The organism is Catenulispora sp. GP43, assembly GCF_041260665.1.
In the GTDB taxonomy this organism is placed as follows: Bacteria; Actinomycetota; Actinomycetes; order Streptomycetales; family Catenulisporaceae; genus Catenulispora.
Map to the genome: position 1 here is coordinate 45,342 of NZ_JBGCCT010000003.1, position 23,642 is coordinate 68,983.

Here is a 23,642-nt window from a genome sequence, read left to right on the forward strand (position 1 = left end):
CCGACCCCAATAGGCTTCCTCCATACTGCCTCCATCCCCTGGGGTTCAGGCCGGGCGACCCCCGGGCGCTCCAGAAGGCGGAGGCCTCTCCCACAGCAAGCCTCCCCGACCACCAGTCACCAACAGGAGCAACGCAGTGTCTGACAAGCCTGACAACGACGTCAGCGAGGTATTCGCCAGCGACCACGAGCAGGTCGTGTTCTGCCGCGACGAGGAGACGGGCCTGAAGGCCATCATCGCGGTCCACAACACGCTGCTCGGCCCGGGGCTCGGCGGTACTCGCTTCTTCCCCTACGCGAGCGAGCAGGACGCGCTGAAGGACGTCCTGCGCCTGTCGCGCGGCATGTCGTACAAGAACGCCCTCGCCGGTCTGGACCTCGGGGGCGGCAAGGCCGTCATCATCGGCGACCCGAACGAGATCAAGTCCGAGGCGCTGCTGCGCGCCTACGGCCGTTTCGTGCAGTCCCTCAACGGGCGCTACTACACGGCGTGCGACGTCGGGACCTACGTGCAGGACATGGACGTCGTCGCCCGGGAGTCGAAGTTCGTCACCGGCCGCTCCGTGGAGTCCGGCGGCGCCGGCGACTCCTCCGTGCTCACCGCCTACGGCGTGTTCCAGGGCATGCGGGCCTCCGCCGAGCACCTGTGGGGCTCCTCCTCGCTGGCCGGCAAGCGGGTCGGCATCTCCGGCGTCGGCAAGGTGGGGCGCTACCTGATCGGGCACCTGATCGAGGACGGCGCCTCGATCGTCGCGACGGACCCCTACGAGGGTGCGATCCAGTGGCTGCGCGACAACTACGCGCAGGTCGAGCTGGTCTCCTCCACCGAGGAGCTGATCGCGGCCGACATAGACGTCTACGCCCCGTGCGCGCTCGGCGGAGCCCTGGACGACACCACGGTCGCCGCGCTCACCGCGAAGATCGTCTGCGGCGCCGCGAACAACCAGCTCGCCCACACCGGCGTGGAGAAGCAGCTGGAGGCCCGCGGCATCCTGTACGCCCCGGACTACCTGGTGAACTCCGGCGGTGTGATCCAGGTCGCGGACGAGATCAACGGCTTCGACTTCGAGCGGGCCAAGCGCCGCGCGTCGGGGATCTTCGACACCACGATGCGGATCTACTCCCTGGCGTCGGAGGAGGGTGTGCCGCCGTCGGTGGCCGCCGACCGCCTCGCCGAGCGGCGCATGCGCGACGTCGGCCGACTGCGGGGCGTATACCTCCCGTAGGCCTTCCGAAAGGACGCCTCGTCAGATACCCCCGGTGGCGCGTGGCATCGATGCGGGTATAAGCGCTATCGTGGGGTCGTGCCTGTGACACCCGAGTAACGCGGTCGGCTATGCCTGTTCGTGCCGATCAGCCGTATGGCTCGTACCGATCGGTTGGGGAAACAGGTACCGTGAATTCTCACGACTGACCGTATGACCGGAGCAGGGGCAGACCAGCCCCGATCGTTGAGGGGGTCGAGCCAATGGGGCGCGGCCGGGCCAAGGCCAAGCAGACGCGGGTCGCCCGAGACCTGAAGTATCGCGACGTGGGGACCGATCTCACGCAGCTCCAACGTGAGCTGCAGAAGGACGGCGTACACACCACGTCCAACGGGCATTCCGCCGAGGCACCGTCGCAGGACGACGACGACGCGGACGACGACGAGTTGTACGCGAAGTACGCCGACGACGACGATGACGACGACTTTGACAGCGAGGACGACGGCGGCTCTGTCCGCAGTCACCACCGCCGCGGTTGAGGCTGGACCGGGCCACCGAGCACCGGTTGAGTAGGCCCGTCCCACTGGGACGGGCCTTCGTCACGCCTGAAACGGGGCACACGCGTGAAGCGTGTGGTACTCGTGAGATGAATGAAGCGCCCCGGCGTTCGATCGCCGAGGCGCCCTTGATGCTTTCCCGGAAACCGGGCCCGGCTACTACGCCGCGTAGTCGCCGTGCAGGGACGCCGCGCCGTCGCCGCCCTTGGCGCCGCCGACGGTGGTCGCGCCCTCGGATGCCACGACCTCGCCGCACACCCAGCTGGGCAGCCCGCGCCCGGCCAGCAGCTCCAGCGCCGGGTCCACCGATTCGGCCGGCAGCACCGCGACCATGCCGACGCCCATGTTCAGCGTCTTCTCCAGCTCCAGCGTCTCGACGCCGCCGAGCCGGCCGACCGTGCCGAACACCGCCGGCGGGGTCCAGGTGCCGCGGTCCAGCCGCGCCTCCAGGCCCGCCGGGATGATCCGGGCGATGTTCGCCGCCACGCCGCCGCCGGTGATGTGCGAGAACGCGTGCACCCCGGGCGCGCCGTCCCGCTCCGTGGCCGCGATCAGCGCCAGGCAGTCCAGCGAGTAGATCCGGGTCGGCTCCAGCAGCTCCTCGCCGAGCGTGCGGCCGAACTCGGGCACGTCCCGGTCCAGCTCCCAGCCCGCGACCTGGAAGAACACGTGCCGCAGCAGCGAGTATCCGTTGGAGTGCGCGCCGGAGGAGGCCATCGCGACCAGCACGTCGCCCTCGCGGACCCGCTCGGCGCCCAGGACCCGGTCGGCCTCGACCACCCCGGTGCCGGCCCCGGCCACGTCGTACTCACCGGGCTCGAGCAGGCCCGGGTGCTCCGCGGTCTCGCCGCCGACCAGCGCGCAGCCGGCCAGCACACATCCCTCGGCGATGCCCTTGACGATCCCGGCGATCACCTCGGGCACCACCTTGCCGGTGGCGATGTAGTCGGTCATGAACAGCGGCTCGGCACCGCAGACCACCAGGTCGTCCACGACCATGCCGACCAGGTCGCGGCCGATGGAGTCGTGCTTGTCCAGGCGCTGCGCGATCGCGACCTTGGTGCCCACGCCGTCGGTGGAGGTGGCCAGCAGCGGCCGGTCGTACGCCTTCAGCGCGGAGGCGTCGAACAGGCCCGCGAAGCCGCCGATGCCGCCGAGGACCTCCGGCCGGCGGGTCTTGGCGACCCACTCCTTCATCAGCTCGACCGCGCGGTCGCCGGCCTCGATGTCGACGCCGGCCGCGGCGTAGGTGGCGCCAGTGGGTCCAGTGGACATGGTGAATTTCCTTAAATGTGGCGTCAGCCGCGTGCCTGCTACGGCCGCGACAGGGCGTCGGTGCGGGCCAGCGGGTCGACCGCGATCTCCAGGAGGTGCTTGCCCAGCAGCTCCTCCTCCGGCAGCTCGATCGGGTACACGCCGTCGAAGCACGCGCGGCACAGCCGGTCGGCGCTCTGGTGCGTGGCCTCGGTCATGCCGTCCAGGGTGATGTAGGCCAGCGAGTCGGCGCCTATGGACTTGGCGATCTCGTCGGTGCTCAGCCCGTTGGCGATCAGCTCGGCGCGGGTGGCGAAGTCGATGCCGTAGAAGCACGGCCACTTCACCGGCGGGGAGGAGATCCGCAGGTGGACCTCGGTGGCGCCGGCCTCGCGCAGCATCTTGAGCACCGCGCGCTGGGTGTTGCCGCGCACGATCGAGTCGTCCACCACCACCAGGCGCTTGCCCTCGATGACCTCGCGCAGCGCGTTCAGCTTCAGCCGCACGCCGAGCTGGCGCAGGGTCTGGCTGGGCTGGATGAAGGTGCGGCCGACGTAGGCGTTCTTGACGAAGCCCTGGCCGAAGGGGATGCCGGACTCCTCGGCGAAGCCGATCGCGGCCGGGGTGCCGGACTCCGGCGTGGCGATGACCAGGTCGGCCTCCACCGGCGCCTCGCGGGCCAGGGTGCGGCCCATCTCCACGCGCGCGGCGTGCACGTTGCGGCCGGCGATCGTGGCGTCCGGGCGGGCCAGGTAGACGTACTCGAAGACGCAGCCCTTGGGCCGGGGCTCGGCGAAGTGCCGGGAGCGCAGCCCGTTCTCGTCGACGGCGATCAGCTCGCCGGGCTCTATCTCGCGGATGAAGCTCGCGCCGACGGTGTCCAGCGCCGCCTGCTCGGAGGCCACCACCCAGCCGCGGTCCAGCCGGCCGAGCATCAGCGGCCGCACGCCCTGCGGGTCGCGCGCCGCGTAGAGCGTGGTCTCGTCCATGAAGACCAGGGAGAACGCCCCGCGCAGCTGCGGCAGCACCTCGGCGGCCGCGTCCTCCAGGGAGCGGTCGGAGTAGGACGCCAGCAGCTCGGTCATCAGGCCGGTGTCGGAGGTCATGGCGTGCTTGTCGGTGACACCGGACTTGGTGCGCCGCTCGGCGGCCAGCCGGGCCAGCTCGCCGGTGTTGGTCAGGTTGCCGTTGTGGCCCAGGGCCACGGCACCGTGCGCGGTCGCGCGGAAGGTCGGCTGCGCGTTCTCCCACACCGAGGAGCCGGTGGTGGAGTAGCGGGCGTGGCCGATGGCCAGGTAGCCCTGCAGGGACTGCAGAGTGGCCTCGTCGAAGACCTGGGAGACCAGGCCCATGTCCTTGTAGACCAGGATCTGCTTGCCGTTGGACACGGCGATGCCGGCGGATTCCTGGCCGCGGTGCTGAAGCGCGTACAGGCCGAAGTACGCGAGCTTCGCGACCTCCTCGCCAGGGGCCCAGACGCCGAAGACCCCGCATGCGTCCTGCGGGCCGGTGTCCTGGGGGTCTAGTTCGTGGGTGAGTCTGCCATCGCCGGGGCGGAAGCCGGAAACGTGGATCACATACCGAGTCTAAGCCACGGACTGTGATGATCCTTCCGGCCGATAAAGCCGCCGATCTGCATATATGACGATCCGGCCCGGTAATGAGACCCACGCCACGGCCACGGCCTCAGCCCATCAGCGGCAGGAACTCCTTCAGATCCGCCCGCTGTCCCGAAGCCGACACCAGGGCCTCGGCCATGGCCTGGTCCCAGGTCATGCGCCCGGCGGCGAGCCGGATCCAGGTCCGCGGCGCCATCTCCACCACGTTCGGCGGGGTCCCGCGGGTGTGGCGCGGGCCCGGGACGCACTGCACGGCGGCGAACGGCGGCACCCGCAGCTCCACGGAATTCCCCGGGACCTTGGCCGCCATCGCGTCGGCCAGCTGCCGGACGGTGATCGCCAGCGCCTCGCGGTCGTGCGGGAACTCGATCCCGGTGGACCGCTCCAGGTCGTCGGCGTGCACCGTGGCCTCCACGATGCGCGAGACCAGGAAGTCGTCGAAGCGCATCGGGCCGAAGCGCATGGCGATCAGGTCCTCGTCGCCGTAGCGCGCCATGACCTCCTCGGCCCCGGCCACCTCGTCGGCCAGCACCACGCCGTCCGCGACCAGCTCCCGGGTGCCGGCGTCGACCTGGGCGCTGGCGGTCGGCGTCGCGGTCATCCAGTCGTAGACCTCGGCCTGCTCCCCGGCGACCGGCTCGGCGGCCCGGGCCAGCACCGTGTGCACGGTGAAGGCGACGTGCCCGACCAGGGTCTTCACGTCCCAGCCGGTCAGCTTCGAGGGCTCCGCGAGCTGCTCGGCGCTCAGCGCGGCCGCGTATCCGACGTGGGCCCGCCACTGGTTCACGACGGCTTGGCGGACCTTGGCGGGGGCGGGGCGGCGGGTCTTCGGCATGTTGCGGAATATAGCGGAGGGCTGAGAGGGCCAGGAGGGCCACTTCGACTGCTTTGGCATGCGGAGGAGTTGCTCGGACGTCCTCCTTTCGGCCCTGTTCCCGACTCTGGAACAAACTCATCCATTACGGTGAATCGTCCCCGCGATTCGCGATGATCTGTACGTTTCGCGACTAGCGTGCTGTCACCGTGATCACCGCCGAGACCCCCGCCCCCACTCCCGCCGACGCCCCCGGCGCGGCCCCCGAACGCGCGGCGCTGGCCGGTGCGATCGACGCCCAGGCGCGCCGCATGGACCAGCTTTCCGCCGCGATCGTGCGGGCCACGGCGCAGGTGACGTGGTCCGGCCGGGCGGCCGAGCGCTTCCGGGCCCGGGCCGCCGAGCGGGCGCGGGAGTGTCTGCAGATGGCGGTGGCGCTGCGCGCGTCGGCCGAGCGGGTGCACGCCGCGGAGACCGCGCCGCTCGCGGCGCACCCGGGGCAGGCCCGGACGGAAGCGCAGGTCAGCGGCCACGCGCAGATCGTCGCTGGAATCACCGGCCTGGTCGGCACCCGGATGGGCGGCGATCCGATCGGCGCGGTCCCGGCACCGGGACCCGGCGAACCGGGGCCGCAGCGGTGAGCCACACGGCGCCGGAAGGCGCCAGCTTCTACGCGCTCGGACCGGAATTCGAGTGGCTGGCCTCCGCCTGGGACGGCTTCGCCCGCGAGCTGGCCGAGATCAGCAGCACCCTGCGGCACATCGTCGAGGCGGCGACAGCGGATCCGCAACTGGCCGCCGAGTCCTCGGGGCTCGCGGCCCTGGAGTCGGCGACCGACAGGCTGGTCCGCGAACTTGTCGACGACGCCGCCCGCATCCGCCACACCCAGGCGACCTACGAGCATGCCGACGACACGGTCCACGCCGCGGTACCCCCGGTACACACGTCGGCGCAGATGCCGCCGGGCCACGCTCCGGGGGCGGACGTCCCGGTGTTCGGCGCCGGCATCGTGACCGGGCATCAGAGCGCCGCCGGCCCGGACGGCGCGGGGTACGCGGGGTACGCGGGGTACGCGGGGTACGCCGGGTGCCCGGACACGCCCGCATACCCCCCCGGGGCCGCTCCCGCTCCCGTACCCGACGGCTCAGGCCTCTGGCACCCGGCCGTCTCCCAGGACCTCTCCGAGACCGCCCTCGGCACCCTCAGCCGCCTCCGCCGCGAGATGATCGCCCGCGCCGAACACTGGGTCGGGCAACACGTTCCTTACAACCAGGGCGCCTGGCACGAGGGCTACCGCACCGACTGCGCCGGCTACGTCTCCATGTGCTGGGGACTGCGGGACTCCCTGGTCACCTCGACCATGCCGCAGGTCGCGCACCGGATCAGCAAAGAGGACCTGCGGGCCGGGGACATCCTGCTGAACACGGACGTCGCCACTGGCCACGTCATCCTCTTCGACCGCTGGGCCGACTACGCGCACAACTCCTATGTGGGCTACGAACTGTGCCCCCAGGGGACGCTGCACCATGTGATCCCGTACGCGTACTACAACGGGTTCGGCGTATACGAGCCCTACCGCTACAACAATGCAGGTGACTGAGGAGCGTTGGCGCCCTTAGCGTGGACGCACTATGGCCTGGTTCGTACACCTGACTCCGGAGAAGAACTCCGCACGCGTCCGCCGCTCCGGCCTGTCCCCGGTCAGCCGTTCGCGCAGTGAAGACCCACGCCCCGGTCTCTACTGCACGCCACTCCTGGCGGACTATACGTTGACCTACCAGTGGTCCCGCGAGATCAAGCGCTGGAAGTCGCACCGCTTGGTCGCGGTCCACTTCCGGATACCGGACGACACCGCTGTCACGGTCGGCTACTACGGCAACGCCCCTCAACCGGTGACTGCCGCACAGGCGGTAGCCCGCTTCCTGTCCCTGTCTCCGGAGGAGATGCGCGGATACGAAGTCTTCCTTCCCCGTGGCGTGAGCGCTCAGGAGATCCGACGCATCAGGTCTCTCAACCGCCCGATCGGCTGGCGCTACCGCCCGAACGCCCACGGCTACCGGCCCTGCGCCTGCCCGGCCTGCCTCGACAAAGGCGAGTACCGGGCCTCCCGCATCCGCGACAAGTCCTCGTACTACGACACGAGCCATCTGCTGCCCCGCCAGGAAGTCCTCGAGAAGCTCCGCACCGCCGAGGACGGCCCGGAGATCGTCACCCTGCTGGACCACCTCCGAGGCCGCGGCCAAGGCGACGTCTTCCGCGTCGCGCACCTGACCGACCACCCGGACCCGGACGTCCGCGAAGCCCTCGCCTACGCGCTCTACGGCTTCAACAAAAGAGCCGCTGCAGAGCTCTTTGAAAAGCTCCGCAGCGACGCGGTCCAAGACGTCCGCGAGGCCGCCGGAGCGGACGAGGACGAGGACGAGGACGAGGACGAGGAACGCTAGGGCCTCAAGCGACCCGCTTCAGCCTCGACATGACCACCGCCTCGCGCCTCAGCCTGATGAAGGCCACGGCGTCATCCAGCACATACACCCACGGCAGCACGGAGGCCACGCACCCGCCGAGCGCGAGCCAGACCTTGCAGCTGAACCAGGCGGGGCCGCCCCGGAAAACCGGAGCGGCCCCGCCACCGCCTGTCAGGCCCTCGCGTCACCCCTCGCGGGACACCGTCGCCACCTCACCGCCGTGCGCCGTCCGCCCCGCCGAACCTGCCGGGGCACCGGCCGGCGCGGAACCAGTCGCACCGCTCTTCGTGTCAGCCTTCGTCCCGACCCCGGCCGGCGTCTCGGCGCCCGCCGCGAACGCGCCGCCGACGCGCACGTGCCCCGGTAGTCCGATCACCCCGGCGACCTGCTGAGCGATCGTGTTCGGCAGCGCCACGGTGCCGCCCATCAGGAACGCGTCGTACAAGCTCGCCGACTGACCGTGCAGGTACGACAGCATCGCCGGGCTGACGCCGGTGGGCGCCGTCAGCAGCAGCGGGCCGCCGCGCAGGCCGATCATCGCGCCGCCGGACAGGGCGTCCGGCCAGGTGGCACCGGTGGCCAGGGCCACGTTGGAGTTCGCGGCGAAGAAGTCCTGCGCGACCATCAGGGACGTCGAGTACCGGTCCGCGCCGGCCAGCTTGCGCCGCGAGATCTCCGACGGCCAGGCCGGCATCTTGCCGCTCTGGTAGGCCGAGATCAGGGCCGCGTCGCCCGGTCCGCCGATGGTGACCAGTTCGGTGCCGCCGGCCGTGTCCGGGTCCGGGTTCAGCGTCTTGAGGTAGTCCAAGGTCTCCTTCGGCATGGCCCCGCCGTCGGTCAGCAGCACCGGTTCGCCGGTCGCGCCGGCGGCCAGCGCGTCCGGGAACTGCGCGCCGGTCGCGATCATCACCATGCCCGGGCGCGGGTTGATCTGCTTGGCGATGGCGACCGCCGTGCCGTAGCGGGTCTGCCCGGCCAGCCGCACCACCGTGTAGTGCGACAGCGCCGAGGCCACCGCCGGCGACAGCGCCTGCGTCCCGCCGAGCAGATACACCTTCCCGCCGGGCGCCAGCACGCGCGAGATCTCCGCCTTCACCGCCGGGTCCAGGCCCGCCGAGCCGGTGATCAGCAACGGTGCGTCAGTGCGGACGGCCAGCGCCGAGCCGCCGAGCGCGTCGGCGAAGGTGTCGCTGCGCGCGAGCACGACCGCCCCGGCCGGGATGCGGCCGTCGGCGGCGCCGTGGTTCGCGAAGTTCAGCTGTGAGGCCGCGATCGCGGTCCCGACGCGGTCGGCGCCCCACTCTCGCAGGACGTGGGAGTCGAGGACCGGCGGTGTGAAGTCCGGGTCGTCGGCGTCGGGGATGCTGCCGACCGGAGTACCGCCGGCCGCCGGGATCTCGAGGATCTCGTGGAAGGTCTCGTTGGCGTACGCGAGGTATTTCCCGTCCGGCGACCACGCGGGCTTGCTCGCGCCGTTCGGGTCGTGCGACACCTGGGTGACCCCGCTGCCGTCGGCGTTCGCGGTGAAGATCTGCGCGATGCCGCTGCCGTCCGGCCGCACGAAGGCGATCTTCGACACGTCGGGCGAATACGCCGGCTGCGAAGAGTTCGGGATCAGCTGGCTCGCGCCGCTTCCAGTGAGGCGGTACGTCGAGTGCGCGTCGCCGGTGACGCACTCGTAGATCAGCGACCCGTCCGCTTCGAAGCTCGGGCTGTGCTCCTGCTGGCAGGCGGGGCCGGTCGGGAGGCGGTAGGCGTGGCCGGCCGTGGTCCCGTCGGTGTTCTCCGAGACCAGGTTCGCCACAGCGCCGCCGTCGCCTTGTACGAACACGACGAGGGAACCGTCCCAGCTCACCGCCGGCTCGCTGTCCTTGGTCCGCACCCCGGGCACCCCGGACACCTCGGTCAGCGGCGCGGCACCGCTGCCGTCCGGATGCACCGTCGACAGGCCCGGGTCTGAGCTGTACAGCAGCCGCGTCCCCAGCGGGTTCCACGCCGTGCGGCCCTCGGACTCGGAGGAGACGGTCGCGAGCCGGGGCCCGTCCACGGCCCCGGCCGGCGCGGCGATGATCGACGTCCCGCGCCGGAACGTCAGCGGCGCGACGGTGCCCTGGCCGGCGGGCAGCGGCTGCCCGGTCGGCGCGCCGGGCGGGACCGGGCCGGTCTCGTTGAAGCGGAACAGGCCGCGGGTCGCCGGGCCGCCGTGGCAGGACTGGCTGAACTCCAACTCCATGCTGGCGACCTGGCTGTTGGGACCGTTGGTCCAGGTCAGGTCGTCGATCTTGACCGTGCCCTTGTCGTCCTCGGCGCCGATCTCGTCGCTCGGGCGCCCGCACGGCCCGGTGTTGAACTGGCTGAAGTAGAACCAGGGCTGGGTACCGCCGCCGTAGACGATGCCCTCGGTGTTCGTGTACGTCTGCCCGACGGCCCACTGCTGCCCGGACGGCATGTGGAACGAGAACCCGAACGAGGTCGGGTCCGAGGTCTCGCCGTTGTGGATCGACTGGAAGCTGATGTCGGACGACGGCGGAATACCCCCGCCGTTCAGGTCGGCATTGGCCGTCATCGCGTACGCGGAGCCTTGCTCCACCCCGGTGAACCCGCCGGTGACCATGTCCCCGGCCTGGCCCTCGACCACCAACTCCGTCGCGGGTGCCGCGGCAGCCGCGGCGGTCCCCTTCGGTGCGGCAGTCGCGGCCTGAGCCGACATCGCGGTGTAAGGCGCCGCCCCCAGAACAGCCAAGGCCCCCACAGCCAAGACCGACAATCTCTGCGCGCGCATAGGCGCACCCTCCCCAGGTGAGAATGACGAGCCGAGAGTTTTTCGTGAACGTTATAGCGAAAGGACCCCTGCTGAGCAGGGGTCCTTAGGCGTATCTTCCTACGTCAGGCGTCTACCGATCAGGCGTCGACCACCGAGTGCCCGAACAGCTTCCGGAACGGTGCCTCGTGCGCCGCCCGCAGCTCGGCCAGCGGCACCGTGAACTGCCCCTGCACCTCCAGGGAGTCCCCGTCCACGACGCCCACGCGCGCCACGGGCAGCCCGCGCGCCACGCACATGTCGGTGAACCGCAGTTCCTCGCTGCGCGGCACCGCGACCAGCGCGCGCCCCGCCGACTCCGAGAACAGGGCGACGAACGGGTCCAGCGTGCCGCCCTCGGCGTCCGTCTCCGGCAGGACCAGGCGGGCGCCGTGGCCGCCGCGCAGGCAGCCCTCCACGACCGCCTGGGCCAGGCCGCCGTCGGACAGGTCGTGCGCCGCCGAGAGCATGCCGTCGCGCGAGCCGGCGATCAGCACCTCGCCGAGCACCTTCTCGCGGCGCAGGTCCAGGCGCGGGGGCAGGCCGCCGAGGTGGCCGTGGACCTCGTGGGCCCACTCCGAGCCGCCGAACTCGTCGCGGGTGTCGCCGAGCAGCAGCAGGATCTCGCCCTCGCGCTCGAAGGCGCCGCGGGTGCGGCGGTCGACGTCGTCGATCACCCCGAGCACGCCGACCACCGGGGTCGGGTGGATGTTCACGTCGCCGGTCTGGTTGTAGAACGACACGTTGCCGCCGGTGACCGGGGTCCCCAGCTCCAGGCAGGCGTCGGCCAGACCGCGGCAGGCCTCGGCGAACTGCCACATGACGTCCGGGTCCTCCGGCGAGCCGAAGTTCAGGCAGTCGGTGACGGCCAGCGGCTTGGCGCCGGTGGCCGCCACGTTGCGGTAGGCCTCGGCCAGCGCCAGCTGCGCGCCCTGGTAGGGGTCGAGCTTGGTGAACCGGCCGTTGCCGTCGGTGGACAGCGCCACGCCGAGGGTGGTGCCCGGCAGCGCGGCGTCCAGCCGGACCATCCCGGAGTCCTCGCCGTGCCCGAGGACCGTGTTGCCCTGGACGCGGTGGTCGTACTGCTCCACGGCCCAGGTCTTGTCCGCCAGGTTCGGCGAGCCGACCAGCCGGAGCAGGGTCTCGCGCAGCTCCTCGGCTCCTCCCGGGCGCTTGAGGCGCTCGGCGGTCGGCACGTCGGCCTGCAGCGCGTCCTGCCACTCCGGACGCGCGAACGGCCGGTTGTACACCGGGCCCTCGTGCGCCAGGGTCCGCGGCGGCACGTCCACGATCAGCTCGCCGTGCCACCACATGCGCAGCCGGCCGGTATCGGTGACCTCGCCGAGCGCGGTGGCGGTGACGTCCCACTTGTCGCAGACCGCCAGGAACGCCTCGACCTTGGCCGGTTCGACCACGGCCATCATCCGCTCCTGCGACTCCGACATGAGGACTTCCTCAGGGGTCAGCGTCGAGTCGCGCAGCGGCGCGGCGTCCAGCCGCACGTCCATGCCGCCGGTGCCGGCCGCGGCCAGCTCGGTGGTGGAGCAGGTGAGCCCGGCCGCGCCCAGGTCCTGGATGCCCACGACCAGGTCGGCCGCGAAGATCTCCAGGCAGCACTCGATGAGCACCTTCTCCATGAACGGGTCGCCGACCTGCACGCTGGGGCGCTTGGCCGGGCCGTCCTCGTCGAAGGTGGCGCTGGCCAGCACCGAGGCGCCGCCGATGCCGTCGCCGCCGGTGCGGGCGCCGAACAGGATCACCTGGTTGCCCGGGCCCGGGGCCTTGGCCAGCTTGATCTCGTCGGCCCGCATGACCCCCACGCACAGCGCGTTGACCAGCGGGTTGCCCAGGTAGCAGGGGTCGAAGACGATCTCGCCGCCGATGTTCGGCACGCCCAGGCAGTTGCCGTAGCCGCCGATGCCGGCCACCACGCCGGGCAGCACCCGCGCGGTGTCCGGGGCGTCGGCCGGGCCGAAGCGCAGCGGGTCCATGACGCCGATCGGGCGGGCGCCCATGGTGAGGATGTCGCGGACGATGCCGCCGACCCCGGTCGCCGCGCCCTGGTAGGGCTCGACGTAGGAGGGGTGGTTGTGCGACTCGACCTTGAAGGTGACGGCCAGGCCCTCGCCGACGTCCACGACGCCGGCGTTCTCGCCCGGGCCGACCAGCAGCGCGGCGGTCTTCGGGGCCTTCTCGCCGAACTGCTTCAGGTGCACCCGGGAGGACTTGTACGAGCAGTGCTCGGACCACATGACCGAGTACATGGCCAGCTCCGAGGAGCTGGGACGGCGGCCCAGGATCTCGCGGACGCGCAGGTACTCGTCCTCGGTCATGCCGAGTTCGCGGTACGGCTGCTTCACGTCCGGCGTCTCAGAGGCCTTCGCGACGGTGTCGAAAGCGACGGCGGTGTCCACGAAGACGTCCGTCGTGTCGAACACGTTCTCGGAGGAGTTGCCGGTGCTCATGCGGAAACCAAGCTCTTGAGGATCGAGGTGAAGAACGGCAGGCCGTCGGTGCCCGGACCCGGGTGGGGGCCGGTCAGGTCGTCGATGGCGTACTCGGGGTGCGGCATCAGGCCGACCACGTTGCCGGCGGCGTTGGTGATGCCGGCGATGTCGCGCGCGGCGCCGTTCGGGTTGGCGGTGTAGCGCGCCAGCACCCGGCCCTCGGCCTCCAGCGCGTCGAGCGTGTGCTCGTCGGCGACGAAGCGGCCGTCCATGTTCTTGATCGGGATGACCGCCTCGGCGCCGGCCTCGTAGTCCGAGGTCCACGCGGTGCGGTTGTTCTCGATCCGCAGGGTGACGTCGCGGTTGATGAAGTGCAGGTCGCCGTTGCGGATCATCGCGCCTTCCAGCAGGTGCGCCTCGCACAGGACCTGGAAGCCGTTGCAGATGCCCAGGACCGGCAGGCCGCCGCGGGCGGCGTCGATGATCGTGTCCATCACCGGGGAGAACCGGGCGATGGCGCCGGCGCGCAGGTAGTCGCCGTAGGAGAAGCCACCGGGCAGCACGACCGCGTCCACCTGGTGCAGGTCCTGCTCCTTGTGCCACAGCGCCACCGGCTCGGCCCCGACCGCCGCCGCGGCGCGCAGCGCCTGCTGGTCGTCCAGGGTCCCGGGGAAGGTGACGACGCCGATGCGCGCGGGCATCAGGCGTTCTCGACGTCGGACGACAGCACCGTGACCTTGAAGTCCTCGATCACGGTGTTGGCGAGCAGCTTCTCGGCCATCTGCTCGGCGGTGGCCCGCAGGGTGGCCGGGTCGGCGTCCGCGAGCTCCAGCTCGAAGCGCTTGCCCTGGCGGACGTTGGTGACGGAGTCGAAGCCCATGCGAGGCAGTGCGCGCTGCACCGCCTGGCCCTGGGGGTCGAGGATCTCGGGCTTGAGCATGACGTCGACGAGGACGCGGGCCACGGGTTCTCCCATTCGCTTCAGCCGCGGCACGTCCGCGCCGGGGCTATTGGGTGGCGGTGATCCCCAGTCTACCGGCGGTTATGTGTGCTTCCGCCCGGCCGAGGAGCAGCTCGCCGGAGGCCGCGCCGCGCGCCGTGCGGACCGCCGTGACGGCCCACGCGCCGACCAGCAGCACATACAGCGCGCAGGCGAGCCAGGCGTACGCGGCCAGACCGGTGTGCCGCCACAGCCCCGTGGCCCCGGTCACACAGGTCCCCACCGGGAAGGTGAACGCCCACCAGGTCATCGCGAACGGCAGACCGCGCTTGGCCACGTCCGCGACCACCAGCAGCGCCATGAGCAGCCAGATCATCGCGAAGCCCAGCACCGGCACGCCGTAGATCACGGCGAACGGCTTCAGGGCGGCCGCCAGCTGCGGGCTGACGGCACCGTGCGCGACGTCGGCTAGGTTGTTCACCGCGGTCACCGACTGCCCGAGCGGGCCGAGGACCAGGAACAGGCCGGGGGCCGCGATGGCCGCCCCGACCTTGTGGTGCACCAGCTTGGCGAAGACCACCGGCAGGATGATCATCGTCGCCAGCAGGCTGATGCCGAACATCGCGTAGCAGCCCAGCAGCATCGTCTCGCGCGCCTGGCCGGCCGCCAGGTGCGGGATCAGCTGCGGACCGGTCGCGGCCGAGACCATCGGCGCGACGATCGCCAGCAGCCAGGCCGGAGCGGCACTGCCCTCGGGCAGCTCGTGCCGGGTCATCATCAGGTACGGGACCACGACCGTGGTGGCCAGGCCGACCAGGGTGCCGGCCAGCCACAGCGTCCAGGCCAGGCCGAGCGCCGCGCCGGTGCCGATCCACGCCCGGCCGACGATCATCGTCCCGGCCGAGACCGCGGTCAGCGCCATCGACAGGCAGCCGTAGAACGGGGCGACGGCGGGGTCGAGGATGTCGCGGCGGGCCTGGTCGGCGTGCCAGCGCCAGTGCGCGGCCCGGGCCGCCAGGACCACCGCGAGCCAGAGCGCGGCCAGCGCCCAGACCGCGGTGGCGGCCGCGCGGGGGACGCCGCGCTCGAACCCCGGCAGCCCCGCGCCGGCGTTGGCGATGATCGCCGTGCCCATGACGGAGGCGTACCAGTTCGGTCCGACGCGGCGGAAGACGTCGCGCGCGGCGACGCCGGACCATCGGGAGGCCGGTCCGGCGCCGCGGGGGCGGTGGGCCGTCGGGGAGACCGGAGTCGTCGACGTCACCGGAAGCTGGATCATGTGTGCCATGCCTCCAGCCTCGCCCGCGGCGGCCGGCCGGACTAGACCCCAACTGGGCATGAGGTCATAGAGGTCCTCTATGACCCGATGCCGTGGCCAGCGGCTTCTAGTCGAACTTCACTCCGGTGAGCCGTTCGTAGGCCTCGACGTAGCGGGCCCGGGTGGCCTGCACGACCTCCTCCGGCAGGGCCGGCGGCGGGGTGTCGGACGCGCGGTCCCAGCCCGAGGCCGGGGAGCTGAGCCAGTCGCGCACGAACTGCTTGTCGAAGGACGGCTGCGCACGGCCCGGCTTCCACTCGTCGGCCGGCCAGAAGCGGGACGAGTCCGGGGTCAGCACCTCGTCGGCCAGGACCAGGGTCCCGCCGCGCAGCCGCCCGAACTCGAACTTGGTGTCGGCCAGGATGATTCCGCGCTCCTCGGCGATCTCGCGGGCCCGCGAGTAGACGGCCAGCGTCACGTCCTTCAGATGCGCGGCCAGCTCCGGGTCGGCGATCCGCTCGGCCATCTCGTCGAAGGTGACGTTCTCGTCGTGCTCCCCGATCTCGGCCTTCATCGCCGGGGTGAAGATCGGCCGGTCCAGCCGGGAGCCGTCGACCAGACCGGGGGGCAGCGGCACGCCGTTCGCGGTCCGGTTCCGCTCGTACTCGGCGAGCCCGGAGCCGGTCAGGTAGCCGCGCGCCACGCACTCCACCGGGATCATGGCCAGCTTGCGGCAGAGCATCGAGCGGCCCCGCAGCTCCTCCTTGTAGGGCGCGAGCTCGGCCGGGAACTCGTCCACGTCGGCGCTGATCACATGGTTCGGCACCAGGTCGGCGAGCTGCCTGAACCACCACATCGACAGCTGGGTCAGGATCCGGCCCTTGTCCGGGATCTCTTGCTCCAGCACGAAGTCGTAGGCGGAGATCTTGTCGGAGGCGACGAGCAGGAGATCGTCGCCCACCGCGTACAGGTCGCGGATCTTGCCGCTGGCGAGGTGGTTCAGGCCGGTGATCACGCCCTGAAGCCTACCGGCGCTTCAGCCCGCCTTCGGCTCACGTTCGTACAGCCGCCGCGACCAGGCGTAGGACACCACCCCGATCCCGACACACCAGGCGAGCGTGACGACCAGGTCGCCGCCGATCCGGGTCCCGGTGAGCAGCCCGCGCAGCGTCTCGTTGACCGGCGTGAACGGCTCGTACTCCGAGAACCAGCGCACCCCGGCCGGCAGCGAGTCGGTCGGCACGAACCCGCTGCTCAGGAAGGGCAGCAGCATGAGGAACATCGGCGAGTTGCTCGCGGTCTCCACGCTCTTGGCGGACAGCCCGAGGCCCACGCACAGCCAGGTGACGGCCAAGGTCAGCAACAGCACCACGCCGAGGGCGGCGAACCACTCGGCCGCGTTCGCGTGCGGACGGAAGCCCACGGCGATCGCCGCGCCGGTCACCACCACGATGCCGATCATGGTCTGGATCGTGGCGCCGACCACGTGCCCGGTGAGCACCGAGGACCGTGCGACGGCCATGGTCCGGAAGCGGGCGATGATGCCCTCGGTCATGTCCTGCGCGACGGCGATCGCCGTGCCCTGCGCGGCGGCGGCCACCGCCATCACGATGATCGCGGGGGCGACGTACGCGGCGTAGGCGGCGCGGCCGCCGTGCACGCCGGCCGGGGTGCCGCTGCCGAGGCCGGAGCCGAGCGTGCCGCCGAAGACGTAGACGAACAGGAGCAGGAAGACCAGGGGCATCAGGGTGACCATGAGGGTCAGCGACGGGTAGCGCTGCATGTGGCGCAGGTTGCGGCGCAGCATGATGCGGGCGTGGATCAGGGCGTGCGAGCGGGTGTCGGGCCGGCCGTCCTTGCCGGGCCTGCCGATCTTGCCGGGCCCGCCGATCTTGCCGGGCCTGCCGTTCCTGCCGGTTTCAGGGGCCTTGCCGGTCCTGTCGGTCCCGCCGGTCTCGCTGTCGTCGAAGCCGCTACCGGCCAGTGTCGAGGTGCTCATCCTCAGGCTCCTTTCTTGCCGGTCAGCGCGAAGAACACGTCGTCGAGGTCCGGGGTGTGCACGGCCAGCGCCTCGACCTCGACCGAGGCGTCGTCCAGCTGCCGCAGCAGGGTCCGCAGGGTGCCGACCCGGCCGTCGCCGGCCAGCTGCAGGGTGAGCGCGTCGTCGTCGCGGCCGGTCGGCACGAGGACCAGCGCGGCGGCGTCGAGCGCGGCGCGGTCGGCGAAGGTCAGCTCGATGTGCCCGCCCGGGATCCGGGTCTTGAGCTCGGCCGGCATCCCCTCGGCGACGACGCGCCCGTCGTCCAGCACCGCGACCCGGTGCGCGAGCTGATCGGCTTCGTCCAGGTACTGGGTCGTCAGCAGGATGGTCGTCCCCTCCGCGACCAGCCCGCGGATGATGTCCCACATGACCCGGCGGCTGCGCGGGTCCAGGCCCGTCGTCGGCTCGTCGAGGAAGATCACCTTCGGGTCCCCGACCAGCGTCATCGCCAGGTCGAGCTTGCGCTTCATCCCCCCGGAGTAGGTGGCCGCCGGCTTGCCGGCCGCCTCGGTCAGCTCGAAGCGCTCCAGCAGGTCCTCGGCCCGCCGCCGCCCCGCCGGCCTGGGCAGCAGGTGCAGATCGGCCATCAGCATCAGGTTCTCGCGCCCGGTCAGATAGCCGTCGACGGCGGAGAACTGCCCGGTCACCCCGATCGACCGGCGCACCGCCTGCGGATCGGCCGCGAGGTCGTACCCCGCGATCCGGATGTCCCCGGCGTCGGGGCGCAGGTAGGTGGTCAGGAGGTGGACGGCGGTGGTCTTGCCGGCCCCGTTCGGGCCCAGCAGGGCCAGGATGGTCCCGGCCGGCACGCTCAGATCCATGCCGTCCAGCACGGTCTTCGCGCCGAAGGACTTGCGCAGGCCGCGGGCCCGGATCGCGAGCTCGTCCATCCCCGCGCTCACTCCTCGTCCAGGCGCGGCGCGCGGCGGACGGTGACCTCGCCGAGCTTGGTGCTGGCGTGGATCTCGACCTTGTCGACGGGCTCGCCGGGCGCCGGCTCCTCGGCGGCGTCGAGCTCGTTGTGGACCCGGCCGACCTGGGAGCTCAGGTCCAGCCAGGCCGCGCTGCCCTCCCGGACCCCGACCTCGACGTAGCCGTTCTTGGAGGTGGCGGTCACCTTGCCACGCACCACCTCGCCGATCCGCACCTCGCCGTTGGACGTGGAGGCGGTCAGGTCGGACAGCGCGCGCTCGACGTACACCCCGCCGTTCGCGGACTTCACCGTCGCCGGCCCGGTCACCAGGCCGACCTGCACCTTGCCGTTGCTGTTGGTCACCTCGGCCGCGCCGTCCACGGCGCGGAGCCGGATGACCCCGGACCCGCAGGTCACCGTGGCCGCGCCGCTGATCTCCTCGACCGAGATCTCGCCGACCCCGGAGCGCAGGTCCACCGGCCCGGTCTGGGCCAGCCGCACACCGCCGACGCCGGTCTTGAGCTGGAAGGTGCCGAGCACGCCGACCGACTCGAACTCGCCGATCTCGGCCTCCCCCCGCACGTCGGACTCGGCCGGCACTTCGATGAGCAGGTCGATCGACTCCGGCCGCCTGCTGCTGAAGTTGACGAAGCGGTTGCGCGGCTTGCGGGTGACGACGGTGAGCGTGCCGGTCGCCTCGTCGTACTCGACGCGCGTGTTCTCGGCGGCCTTGATGTCGGCGGCCTTGTCCGGGTCGCTGGGCCGCACCTCGACGACGGTGTCGGCGCGCTCGGAGGCGGCGATGCGGACGTCGGCGACGTAGAGGTCCAGCGCGATGTCGATCGCGGAGGGCGTGTTGAAGGTGGAGGTCCGGGACATGAGAAGGCTCCTTCGCTTGATGTGGTCCGGCTTGGCCGACTCGGCCGACTCGGCCGACTAGGGCGGCTTGGCCGACTAGGCCGACTTGGCCGGCCCGGCCTGATCAGCGGGCCCAGCCGCTGTAGCTGTCACCGACGATCCGGTCGCTCTTGTGCGACCCCTTGCCGCGCGCCGCGCGCCGGTCCTCGTTGGCCAGTCCGGCGGCGGCCGCCCGCACGATCCAGGCATTGACGGACAGTCCCGACGCGGCGGCCGCGTCCTCGATCAGGGCCTTGAGATTCGAGGGCAGCCGCAGGTTGATCCGCACCATGGTGGCGTCGTCGCCCTCGGCGACAGGCAGCCGCACCTCCCCGGGCGCGGACTCGCCGCCGGCGTCGGACGCGGCGGCCTCGGACGGCGCCGGGGTCACGACGAACCCGGCGTTCCCACCCCGCAGCCGCACGTCCACCGATCCGGGGGCGAGCTCGGCCGAGATCTCCTCGGCCGCGGCCGACAGCGCCTCCAGGAGGGTGAGCCGCACCGCGGCATCGAGCGGGGCCACCAGCCGGTCGGCCAGCGCACGCGTCGCCTCGCCGCCGACCTCGGCCGCGGTCGTCAGCTCCCGGCGGAGGCTTTCGACGTATCGGGTGAGTTCCATGGCTCTAGTGTGGCACCACTATGGCACCACTGCAACTCATTGTGGCTCAGCTTGGCACTACGACCTGCCATCCGTGGTGCCACCGCCGATGTTTCACGCGAAACATCCGTGACAAAATGGCCCGTTCCACCCCCGGAAACGCCGAAGCGGCTGCCAGACCGTGGTCTGGCAGCCGCTTCGGCTTGGCTCAACTCATCTCAGCTCAGCTTCGCCAGCTTCTCGAACATCCCGTCCAGCCGCTCCACGAACCGCTCCGGCCGCGTCGCCTCGTCCAGCCGCGCCTCGTCGATGGCCAGCCCGGCGGCGTCGGCCTCCTCGCGCAGCGTCTCGCGGAAGGGCCGGCCGGTCTCCCAGGTCTTCATCGACGCGCGCTGGGTCAGCGGGTAGGCCTGGGTGTCGCGCTCCAGGCCCATCTCGACCAGCTCCAGCAGGACCGTGGAGCTGTAGACCAGGCCGCCGGTGGAGTCCAGGTTGGCGCGCATCCGGTCGGCGTCCACGACCAGGCCGCTCATCAGCCGGATGGTCAGGTTCAGCATGTAGTCCAGGGCGATCGAGGCGTCCGGCAGGGCGATGCGCTCGGTGGAGGAGTGCGAGATGTCGCGCTCGTGCCACAGCGGGATGCCCTCCATGACCGGGACGATCTGGGCCCGGACGATGCGGGCCATGCCGGCCAGGCGCTCGGAGATGATCGGGTTCTTCTTGTGGGGCATCGCCGAGGAGCCCTTCTGCCCCTTGCCGAACGGCTCCCAGAGCTCGCGGACCTCGGTGCGCTGGCCGTGCCGCACCTCCAGCGCGACGGCCTCCAGGACGGTGGCCATGATCGCCAGCGCCGACACCCACTCGGAGACGCCGTCGCGCAGGATCACCTGGGTGGAGACGTCCGCCGCCGTCATGCCCAGCTTGTCGGCGACGAAGGCCTCGATGGCCGGGTCGATGTTGGAGTACGTGCCGACCGCGCCGGAGATCGCCACGACCCCGACCGCCTCGCGCGCGCGGCGCAGCCGGTCGCGGGAGCGGGCCACGCCGAAGGCGAAGTCGGCGACGCGGTGGCCCCAGACGTCCGGCTCGCCGTGGATGCCGTGGGTCCGGCCGACGCGCAGCGTCGCACGGTGCGCCAGCGCGTGGTCGCGCAGCACCGCGACCAGCTTGTCCGCCTTCTCCAGCAGGATGTCGGTGGCCTCGGTGAGCTGCAGCGCCAGCGCCGTGTCCAGCAGGTCCGAGGACGTCATGCCGAAGTGCACGAACGCGGCCGCCTCGCGCGGCTCGGTGTTGTCGGCCCACGCCGACAGGAAGGCGATCACGTCGTGCTGGGTGACGGCCTCGATGGCGGCGACCGCCTCCGGGGTCGGCGGCGCGGCCTCGCGCACCGGCTCCACGGCCGACTCCGGAATCGTGCCGGCAGCCGCGTGCGCCTCCACGACCAGGGTCTCGACCTGGGCCCACAACTCGTACTTGTGGGCTTCGGACCAGACCCGGCCCATCTCGGGCAGGGTGTAACGCTCGATCATGGCGGCGGCCTTCCTGGGCTGTGTCGGCTGGGGACCTGTGGCGGGAGGTCTTGACACCCGATTCTCCCAGGAGGGCGCCACCCTTCCTAACCGTCGCAGCTCAGCACCGGTGTGATCTGGCTCAAAGCGGCTCAGCCGGCTTTCGCGGCGCCGGTGTAGCGGGCCGCCATCGCCCCGGCGATCTGCCGCAGCCAGGCCCGGTCGGCGTCCGAGGTCAGGGTGAGCCGCGTGTGGTCGGCGCGGGTGATGTCGGTCTGCAGGATCGTGTCGCCGATCCGGACCGTCACCCGTACGCCGCCCTGCTGCGGCTGGTTCTCCACGAACGCGCCATCGCCGATCCCCGCGGGCAGCTCCGTCACCGTGTCCTGGGAGTAGCCGCCGGCCTTCGACGCCGGGTCGCAGCCGCCCCGGCTGTAGGTGCGCGCGTCCTGCATCGTCTTCGCGCCGGTCCCGGCCGGCAGCCGGTATTCGCCTTCGAACCCGGTGGCCTGGGTGCCGTCCGGCAGGCTGCCGAGGTAGGCGAGGGCCCGGCCGGGGGCCAGCCCGAAGATGCTGTGGTCCGGGTCGCAGCCGTTGTCCATGACGAACTCCCCGGTGCTCGTCCCCCCGCCGGAGGGGTCGTAGGCCCAGTCCGAACCCACGTCGGCCGGCACCAGCAGCCTGCCGTCCGCGTTCGGCGGCGGCTGCGGCGCGAGCACCGGCCCCACCCCCGGATCGGACAGCGCGGCGCGGAGCCCGGACTCCGACCACGGCGACGGTGTCATGACCTCGTCGGCCGACGGCACCCACCCCGGCGCCGCCCCTGGTACCGGAAAGTTGGAGCCGACCAGGGCCACCACGTTTCCAGAACCGAAGATCCGCACCGCGGCCGTCTCCGTGCCCGGGCCGACCGGCGCGGACGCGGTGCCGATCCTGGAGCCGTCGGACAGCACCGTGTACTGACAGGACGACCACTTGGGCGGCGGCGTTTTGCCCGTCTGGTCGATCGGGTCCTCGTAGCTGCCCACGGCCAGACCGCACGGCCCGGAGTCCGCTGTGCTCCGCAGCAAGTTCACATCGTCGAAGAACTCATAAGAGAGCCGCGCGCGCGTCGGTCCGGTCCGGTCCGTGGTCCACGATGAGCTCAGCACAAAGGTCGTGGCGCCCTTCAGCCAGGGATCTCCGTCCCCGACGATCCGGGGCTGCGTGGTGCCGGGGTCGTCGTGCACGCCCCGCAGATGTGCGCCACCCGGATCCAGGTGCCCGAGCATCGCCGCCAGGTCCACCGCCGCCGACTTCGGCACGTGGACCCACCAGTTCCCGTCGTTGCCCGTGAAAGAGCCTCCCGAGGGCTCGACGTAGCTGAAGACGTCCTGCAGCGGCCGTCCGCCCCAGCCGCCGCCGGGCCCGGCGGCGGCGCCGTAGTCCGTGGTCCCGGCGCCCAGCGTGACGGCCGCGGCGGTGGTCACCGCGAGCGCCGCCAGCACTCCGCCGCCGGCCCGGACCCGGCGGACCCGCCGCCGCTTCGACCCGGCCTTCCTGATGACGCCGAGGTCCAGGGCCCACGCCGGTTCGGCCTCGCCGCGGGTGCCGTCGAAGAGCTCGTGGCCCCAGGCGAGTTCCTCGGCGGTGACATCGGGGGTGGCCTCGGGGGCGGCATCGGAGGCCTGCCTGCTGTCCGCCGCGTCGGTGATCTCGGTGATCTCGTCCATCAGGGTCGTGCCTTCCCTTCCGCCCTCGTCAGCAGTCCGCCGGCGGCACCCGCGCCGAGCCTCGCCCGGAGCGTGCCAAGCCCGCGCGAGGTCTGGCTCTTCACGGTGCCGGTCGAGCACCCGAGCGCCTGCGCCGTCTCCTCCACGCCGAGGTCCTCCCAGAACCTCAGGACCAGCACCGCGCGCTGGCCGGGCGGCAACCCGCGCAGCGCGGCGACCAGCGCGTCGCGATCGGACAGCGTCTCGGGATCCGGTTCGCCCGGGGCCTGGACCGTGTCGGGCAGGTCGTCCGAGGCCGGACGCTCCCGCCGCCACCGGGCTCTGCGTTTCTCGTCTATGCAGGTCCGCAGCAGGGTCTTGCGCAGATACGCGTCGATATCGTCCCGGCGCTGCACCCGGCCCCAGGCCGCGTGCAGCTTGATGAACGCCTGCTGCACCAGGTCCTCGGCCTCGTGCCAGTCGCCGCACATCAGATACGCCGTGCGGCGCAGGGCGTGCGAGCGCGCCACGACCAGCCGGCCGAACTCGTCGTCATCGGAGCCGTCGGTCTCGCGCATCGGACCCCCCTTCCTCGGACCTGCCCACACTCGCTACACGAGGGTGGGGCCGCATCCG

21 protein-coding genes are annotated in these 23,642 nt (G+C 71.7%); 5 read left to right on the top strand and 16 right to left on the bottom strand.

What is annotated here, in order from left to right; genetic code table 11:
• Positions 1-136 precede the first annotated feature (136 nt).
• Positions 137-1,225 (top strand): Glu/Leu/Phe/Val dehydrogenase, encoded by a 1,089-nt coding sequence (locus tag ABH926_RS07400; RefSeq protein WP_370364628.1) that lies wholly within the window; start codon positions 137-139, stop codon positions 1,223-1,225.
• A gap of 242 nt (positions 1,226-1,467) precedes the next feature.
• Positions 1,468-1,743, top strand: coding sequence for a DUF3073 domain-containing protein (locus ABH926_RS07405; protein ID WP_370364630.1), 276 nt, complete (start codon positions 1,468-1,470; stop codon positions 1,741-1,743).
• Positions 1,744-1,920: 177 nt separating this feature from the next.
• Here the strand turns inward: ABH926_RS07405 and purM are convergent, their stop codons facing one another.
• From purM to ABH926_RS07420, 3 genes are all read right to left on the bottom strand, one after another.
• Positions 1,921-3,036, bottom strand: a complete 1,116-nt coding sequence (gene purM / locus ABH926_RS07410; protein ID WP_370364631.1) for a phosphoribosylformylglycinamidine cyclo-ligase — start codon at positions 3,034-3,036, stop codon at positions 1,921-1,923.
• Positions 3,037-3,074: 38 nt separating this feature from the next.
• Complete coding sequence (gene purF / locus ABH926_RS07415; RefSeq protein WP_370364632.1) at positions 3,075-4,592, bottom strand: amidophosphoribosyltransferase; 1,518 nt, start codon at positions 4,590-4,592, stop codon at positions 3,075-3,077.
• Between the two features lie 109 nt (positions 4,593-4,701).
• The gene (locus tag ABH926_RS07420; protein ID WP_370364633.1) at positions 4,702-5,469 is read right to left on the bottom strand and encodes a sterol carrier family protein; all 768 of its coding nucleotides are present in this window, start codon (positions 5,467-5,469) and stop codon (positions 4,702-4,704) included.
• A 188-nt stretch (positions 5,470-5,657) separates the two neighbouring features.
• On the opposite strand from ABH926_RS07420, the gene ABH926_RS07425 reads away from it, so the two are divergent.
• From ABH926_RS07425 to ABH926_RS07435, 3 genes are read left to right on the top strand one after another with little or no spacing between them, the layout of a single operon-like run.
• Entirely contained in the window at positions 5,658-6,089 is a 432-nt protein-coding gene (locus tag ABH926_RS07425; RefSeq protein WP_370364635.1) for a hypothetical protein, read from the top strand.
• Positions 6,086-7,048: a hypothetical protein gene (locus ABH926_RS07430; RefSeq protein ID WP_370364636.1), complete on the top strand. Its 963-nt coding sequence runs from the start codon at positions 6,086-6,088 to the stop codon at positions 7,046-7,048. The genes ABH926_RS07425 and ABH926_RS07430 overlap by 4 nt, the downstream gene beginning before the upstream one ends.
• A 31-nt stretch (positions 7,049-7,079) precedes the next feature.
• Positions 7,080-7,892, top strand: coding sequence for a HEAT repeat domain-containing protein (locus ABH926_RS07435; protein ID WP_370364637.1), 813 nt, complete (start codon positions 7,080-7,082; stop codon positions 7,890-7,892).
• A gap of 205 nt (positions 7,893-8,097) precedes the next feature.
• Here ABH926_RS07435 and ABH926_RS07440 read toward each other — a convergent pair whose 3' ends face one another.
• The 13 genes from ABH926_RS07440 to ABH926_RS07500 all read right to left on the bottom strand — a co-directional run bounded on the left by ABH926_RS07440 (position 8,098) and on the right by ABH926_RS07500 (position 23,584).
• Positions 8,098-10,695: a cell wall-binding repeat-containing protein gene (locus tag ABH926_RS07440; RefSeq protein WP_370364639.1), complete on the bottom strand. Its 2,598-nt coding sequence runs from the start codon at positions 10,693-10,695 to the stop codon at positions 8,098-8,100.
• A 119-nt stretch (positions 10,696-10,814) separates the two neighbouring features.
• Positions 10,815-13,178, bottom strand: a complete 2,364-nt coding sequence (purL, locus tag ABH926_RS07445) for a phosphoribosylformylglycinamidine synthase subunit PurL (RefSeq protein ID WP_370364640.1) — start codon at positions 13,176-13,178, stop codon at positions 10,815-10,817.
• The gene (gene purQ / locus ABH926_RS07450; RefSeq protein ID WP_370364641.1) at positions 13,175-13,861 is read right to left on the bottom strand and encodes a phosphoribosylformylglycinamidine synthase subunit PurQ; all 687 of its coding nucleotides are present in this window, start codon (positions 13,859-13,861) and stop codon (positions 13,175-13,177) included. The genes purL and purQ overlap by 4 nt, the downstream gene beginning before the upstream one ends.
• Positions 13,861-14,124: a phosphoribosylformylglycinamidine synthase subunit PurS gene (purS, locus tag ABH926_RS07455; RefSeq protein ID WP_370364642.1), complete on the bottom strand. Its 264-nt coding sequence runs from the start codon at positions 14,122-14,124 to the stop codon at positions 13,861-13,863. Before purS ends, purQ begins: the two co-directional genes overlap by 1 nt.
• A gap of 43 nt (positions 14,125-14,167) precedes the next feature.
• Complete coding sequence (locus tag ABH926_RS07460; RefSeq protein ID WP_370365179.1) at positions 14,168-15,379, bottom strand: TDT family transporter; 1,212 nt, start codon at positions 15,377-15,379, stop codon at positions 14,168-14,170.
• Between the two features lie 106 nt (positions 15,380-15,485).
• Positions 15,486-16,373 (bottom strand): phosphoribosylaminoimidazolesuccinocarboxamide synthase, encoded by an 888-nt coding sequence (locus ABH926_RS07465; RefSeq protein ID WP_370364643.1) that lies wholly within the window; start codon positions 16,371-16,373, stop codon positions 15,486-15,488.
• Positions 16,374-16,394: 21 nt separating this feature from the next.
• The gene (locus ABH926_RS07470; protein WP_370365180.1) at positions 16,395-17,165 is read right to left on the bottom strand and encodes an ABC transporter permease; all 771 of its coding nucleotides are present in this window, start codon (positions 17,163-17,165) and stop codon (positions 16,395-16,397) included.
• A 194-nt stretch (positions 17,166-17,359) separates the two neighbouring features.
• Positions 17,360-18,289, bottom strand: coding sequence for an ABC transporter ATP-binding protein (locus ABH926_RS07475; RefSeq protein ID WP_370364644.1), 930 nt, complete (start codon positions 18,287-18,289; stop codon positions 17,360-17,362).
• An 8-nt stretch (positions 18,290-18,297) separates the two neighbouring features.
• On the bottom strand, positions 18,298-19,191 hold the full coding sequence (locus ABH926_RS07480) for a DUF4097 domain-containing protein (protein WP_370364645.1): 894 nt from the start codon (positions 19,189-19,191) through the stop codon (positions 18,298-18,300).
• 103 nt (positions 19,192-19,294) lie between these two features.
• Positions 19,295-19,828: a DUF1778 domain-containing protein gene (locus tag ABH926_RS07485; RefSeq protein ID WP_370364646.1), complete on the bottom strand. Its 534-nt coding sequence runs from the start codon at positions 19,826-19,828 to the stop codon at positions 19,295-19,297.
• 197 nt (positions 19,829-20,025) lie between these two features.
• Positions 20,026-21,336 carry an adenylosuccinate lyase gene (gene purB, locus ABH926_RS07490; protein ID WP_370364647.1) on the bottom strand — a complete coding sequence of 437 codons (1,311 nt, stop codon included), beginning with the start codon at positions 21,334-21,336 and terminating at the stop codon, positions 20,026-20,028.
• A gap of 131 nt (positions 21,337-21,467) precedes the next feature.
• Positions 21,468-23,027 carry a hypothetical protein gene (locus ABH926_RS07495; protein ID WP_370364648.1) on the bottom strand — a complete coding sequence of 520 codons (1,560 nt, stop codon included), beginning with the start codon at positions 23,025-23,027 and terminating at the stop codon, positions 21,468-21,470.
• The gene (locus tag ABH926_RS07500; protein WP_370364649.1) at positions 23,027-23,584 is read right to left on the bottom strand and encodes a SigE family RNA polymerase sigma factor; all 558 of its coding nucleotides are present in this window, start codon (positions 23,582-23,584) and stop codon (positions 23,027-23,029) included. The genes ABH926_RS07495 and ABH926_RS07500 overlap by 1 nt, the downstream gene beginning before the upstream one ends.
• Between the last annotated feature and the right edge of the window lie 58 nt (positions 23,585-23,642).

Excerpts from the sequence above, each read along its gene's own strand:
- ABH926_RS07405 (WP_370364630.1), top strand. The coding sequence starts at position 1,468 with ATGGGGCGCGGCCGGGCCAAGGCCAAGCAGACGCGGGTCGCCCGAGAC.
- purM (WP_370364631.1), bottom strand. The coding sequence starts at position 3,036 with ATGTCCACTGGACCCACTGGCGCCACCTACGCCGCGGCCGGCGTCGAC.
- ABH926_RS07420 (WP_370364633.1), bottom strand. The coding sequence starts at position 5,469 with ATGCCGAAGACCCGCCGCCCCGCCCCCGCCAAGGTCCGCCAAGCCGTC.
- ABH926_RS07435 (WP_370364637.1), top strand. The coding sequence starts at position 7,080 with ATGGCCTGGTTCGTACACCTGACTCCGGAGAAGAACTCCGCACGCGTC.
- ABH926_RS07440 (WP_370364639.1), bottom strand. The coding sequence starts at position 10,695 with ATGCGCGCGCAGAGATTGTCGGTCTTGGCTGTGGGGGCCTTGGCTGTT.
- purL (WP_370364640.1), bottom strand. The coding sequence starts at position 13,178 with ATGAGCACCGGCAACTCCTCCGAGAACGTGTTCGACACGACGGACGTC.
- purQ (WP_370364641.1), bottom strand. The coding sequence starts at position 13,861 with ATGCCCGCGCGCATCGGCGTCGTCACCTTCCCCGGGACCCTGGACGAC.
- ABH926_RS07460 (WP_370365179.1), bottom strand. The coding sequence starts at position 15,379 with ATGATCCAGCTTCCGGTGACGTCGACGACTCCGGTCTCCCCGACGGCC.
- ABH926_RS07470 (WP_370365180.1), bottom strand. The coding sequence starts at position 17,165 with ATGCTGCGCCGCAACCTGCGCCACATGCAGCGCTACCCGTCGCTGACC.
- ABH926_RS07475 (WP_370364644.1), bottom strand. The coding sequence starts at position 18,289 with ATGGACGAGCTCGCGATCCGGGCCCGCGGCCTGCGCAAGTCCTTCGGC.
- ABH926_RS07480 (WP_370364645.1), bottom strand. The coding sequence starts at position 19,191 with ATGTCCCGGACCTCCACCTTCAACACGCCCTCCGCGATCGACATCGCG.
- ABH926_RS07485 (WP_370364646.1), bottom strand. The coding sequence starts at position 19,828 with ATGGAACTCACCCGATACGTCGAAAGCCTCCGCCGGGAGCTGACGACC.
- purB (WP_370364647.1), bottom strand. The coding sequence starts at position 21,336 with ATGATCGAGCGTTACACCCTGCCCGAGATGGGCCGGGTCTGGTCCGAA.
- ABH926_RS07495 (WP_370364648.1), bottom strand. The coding sequence starts at position 23,027 with ATGGACGAGATCACCGAGATCACCGACGCGGCGGACAGCAGGCAGGCC.
- ABH926_RS07500 (WP_370364649.1), bottom strand. The coding sequence starts at position 23,584 with ATGCGCGAGACCGACGGCTCCGATGACGACGAGTTCGGCCGGCTGGTC.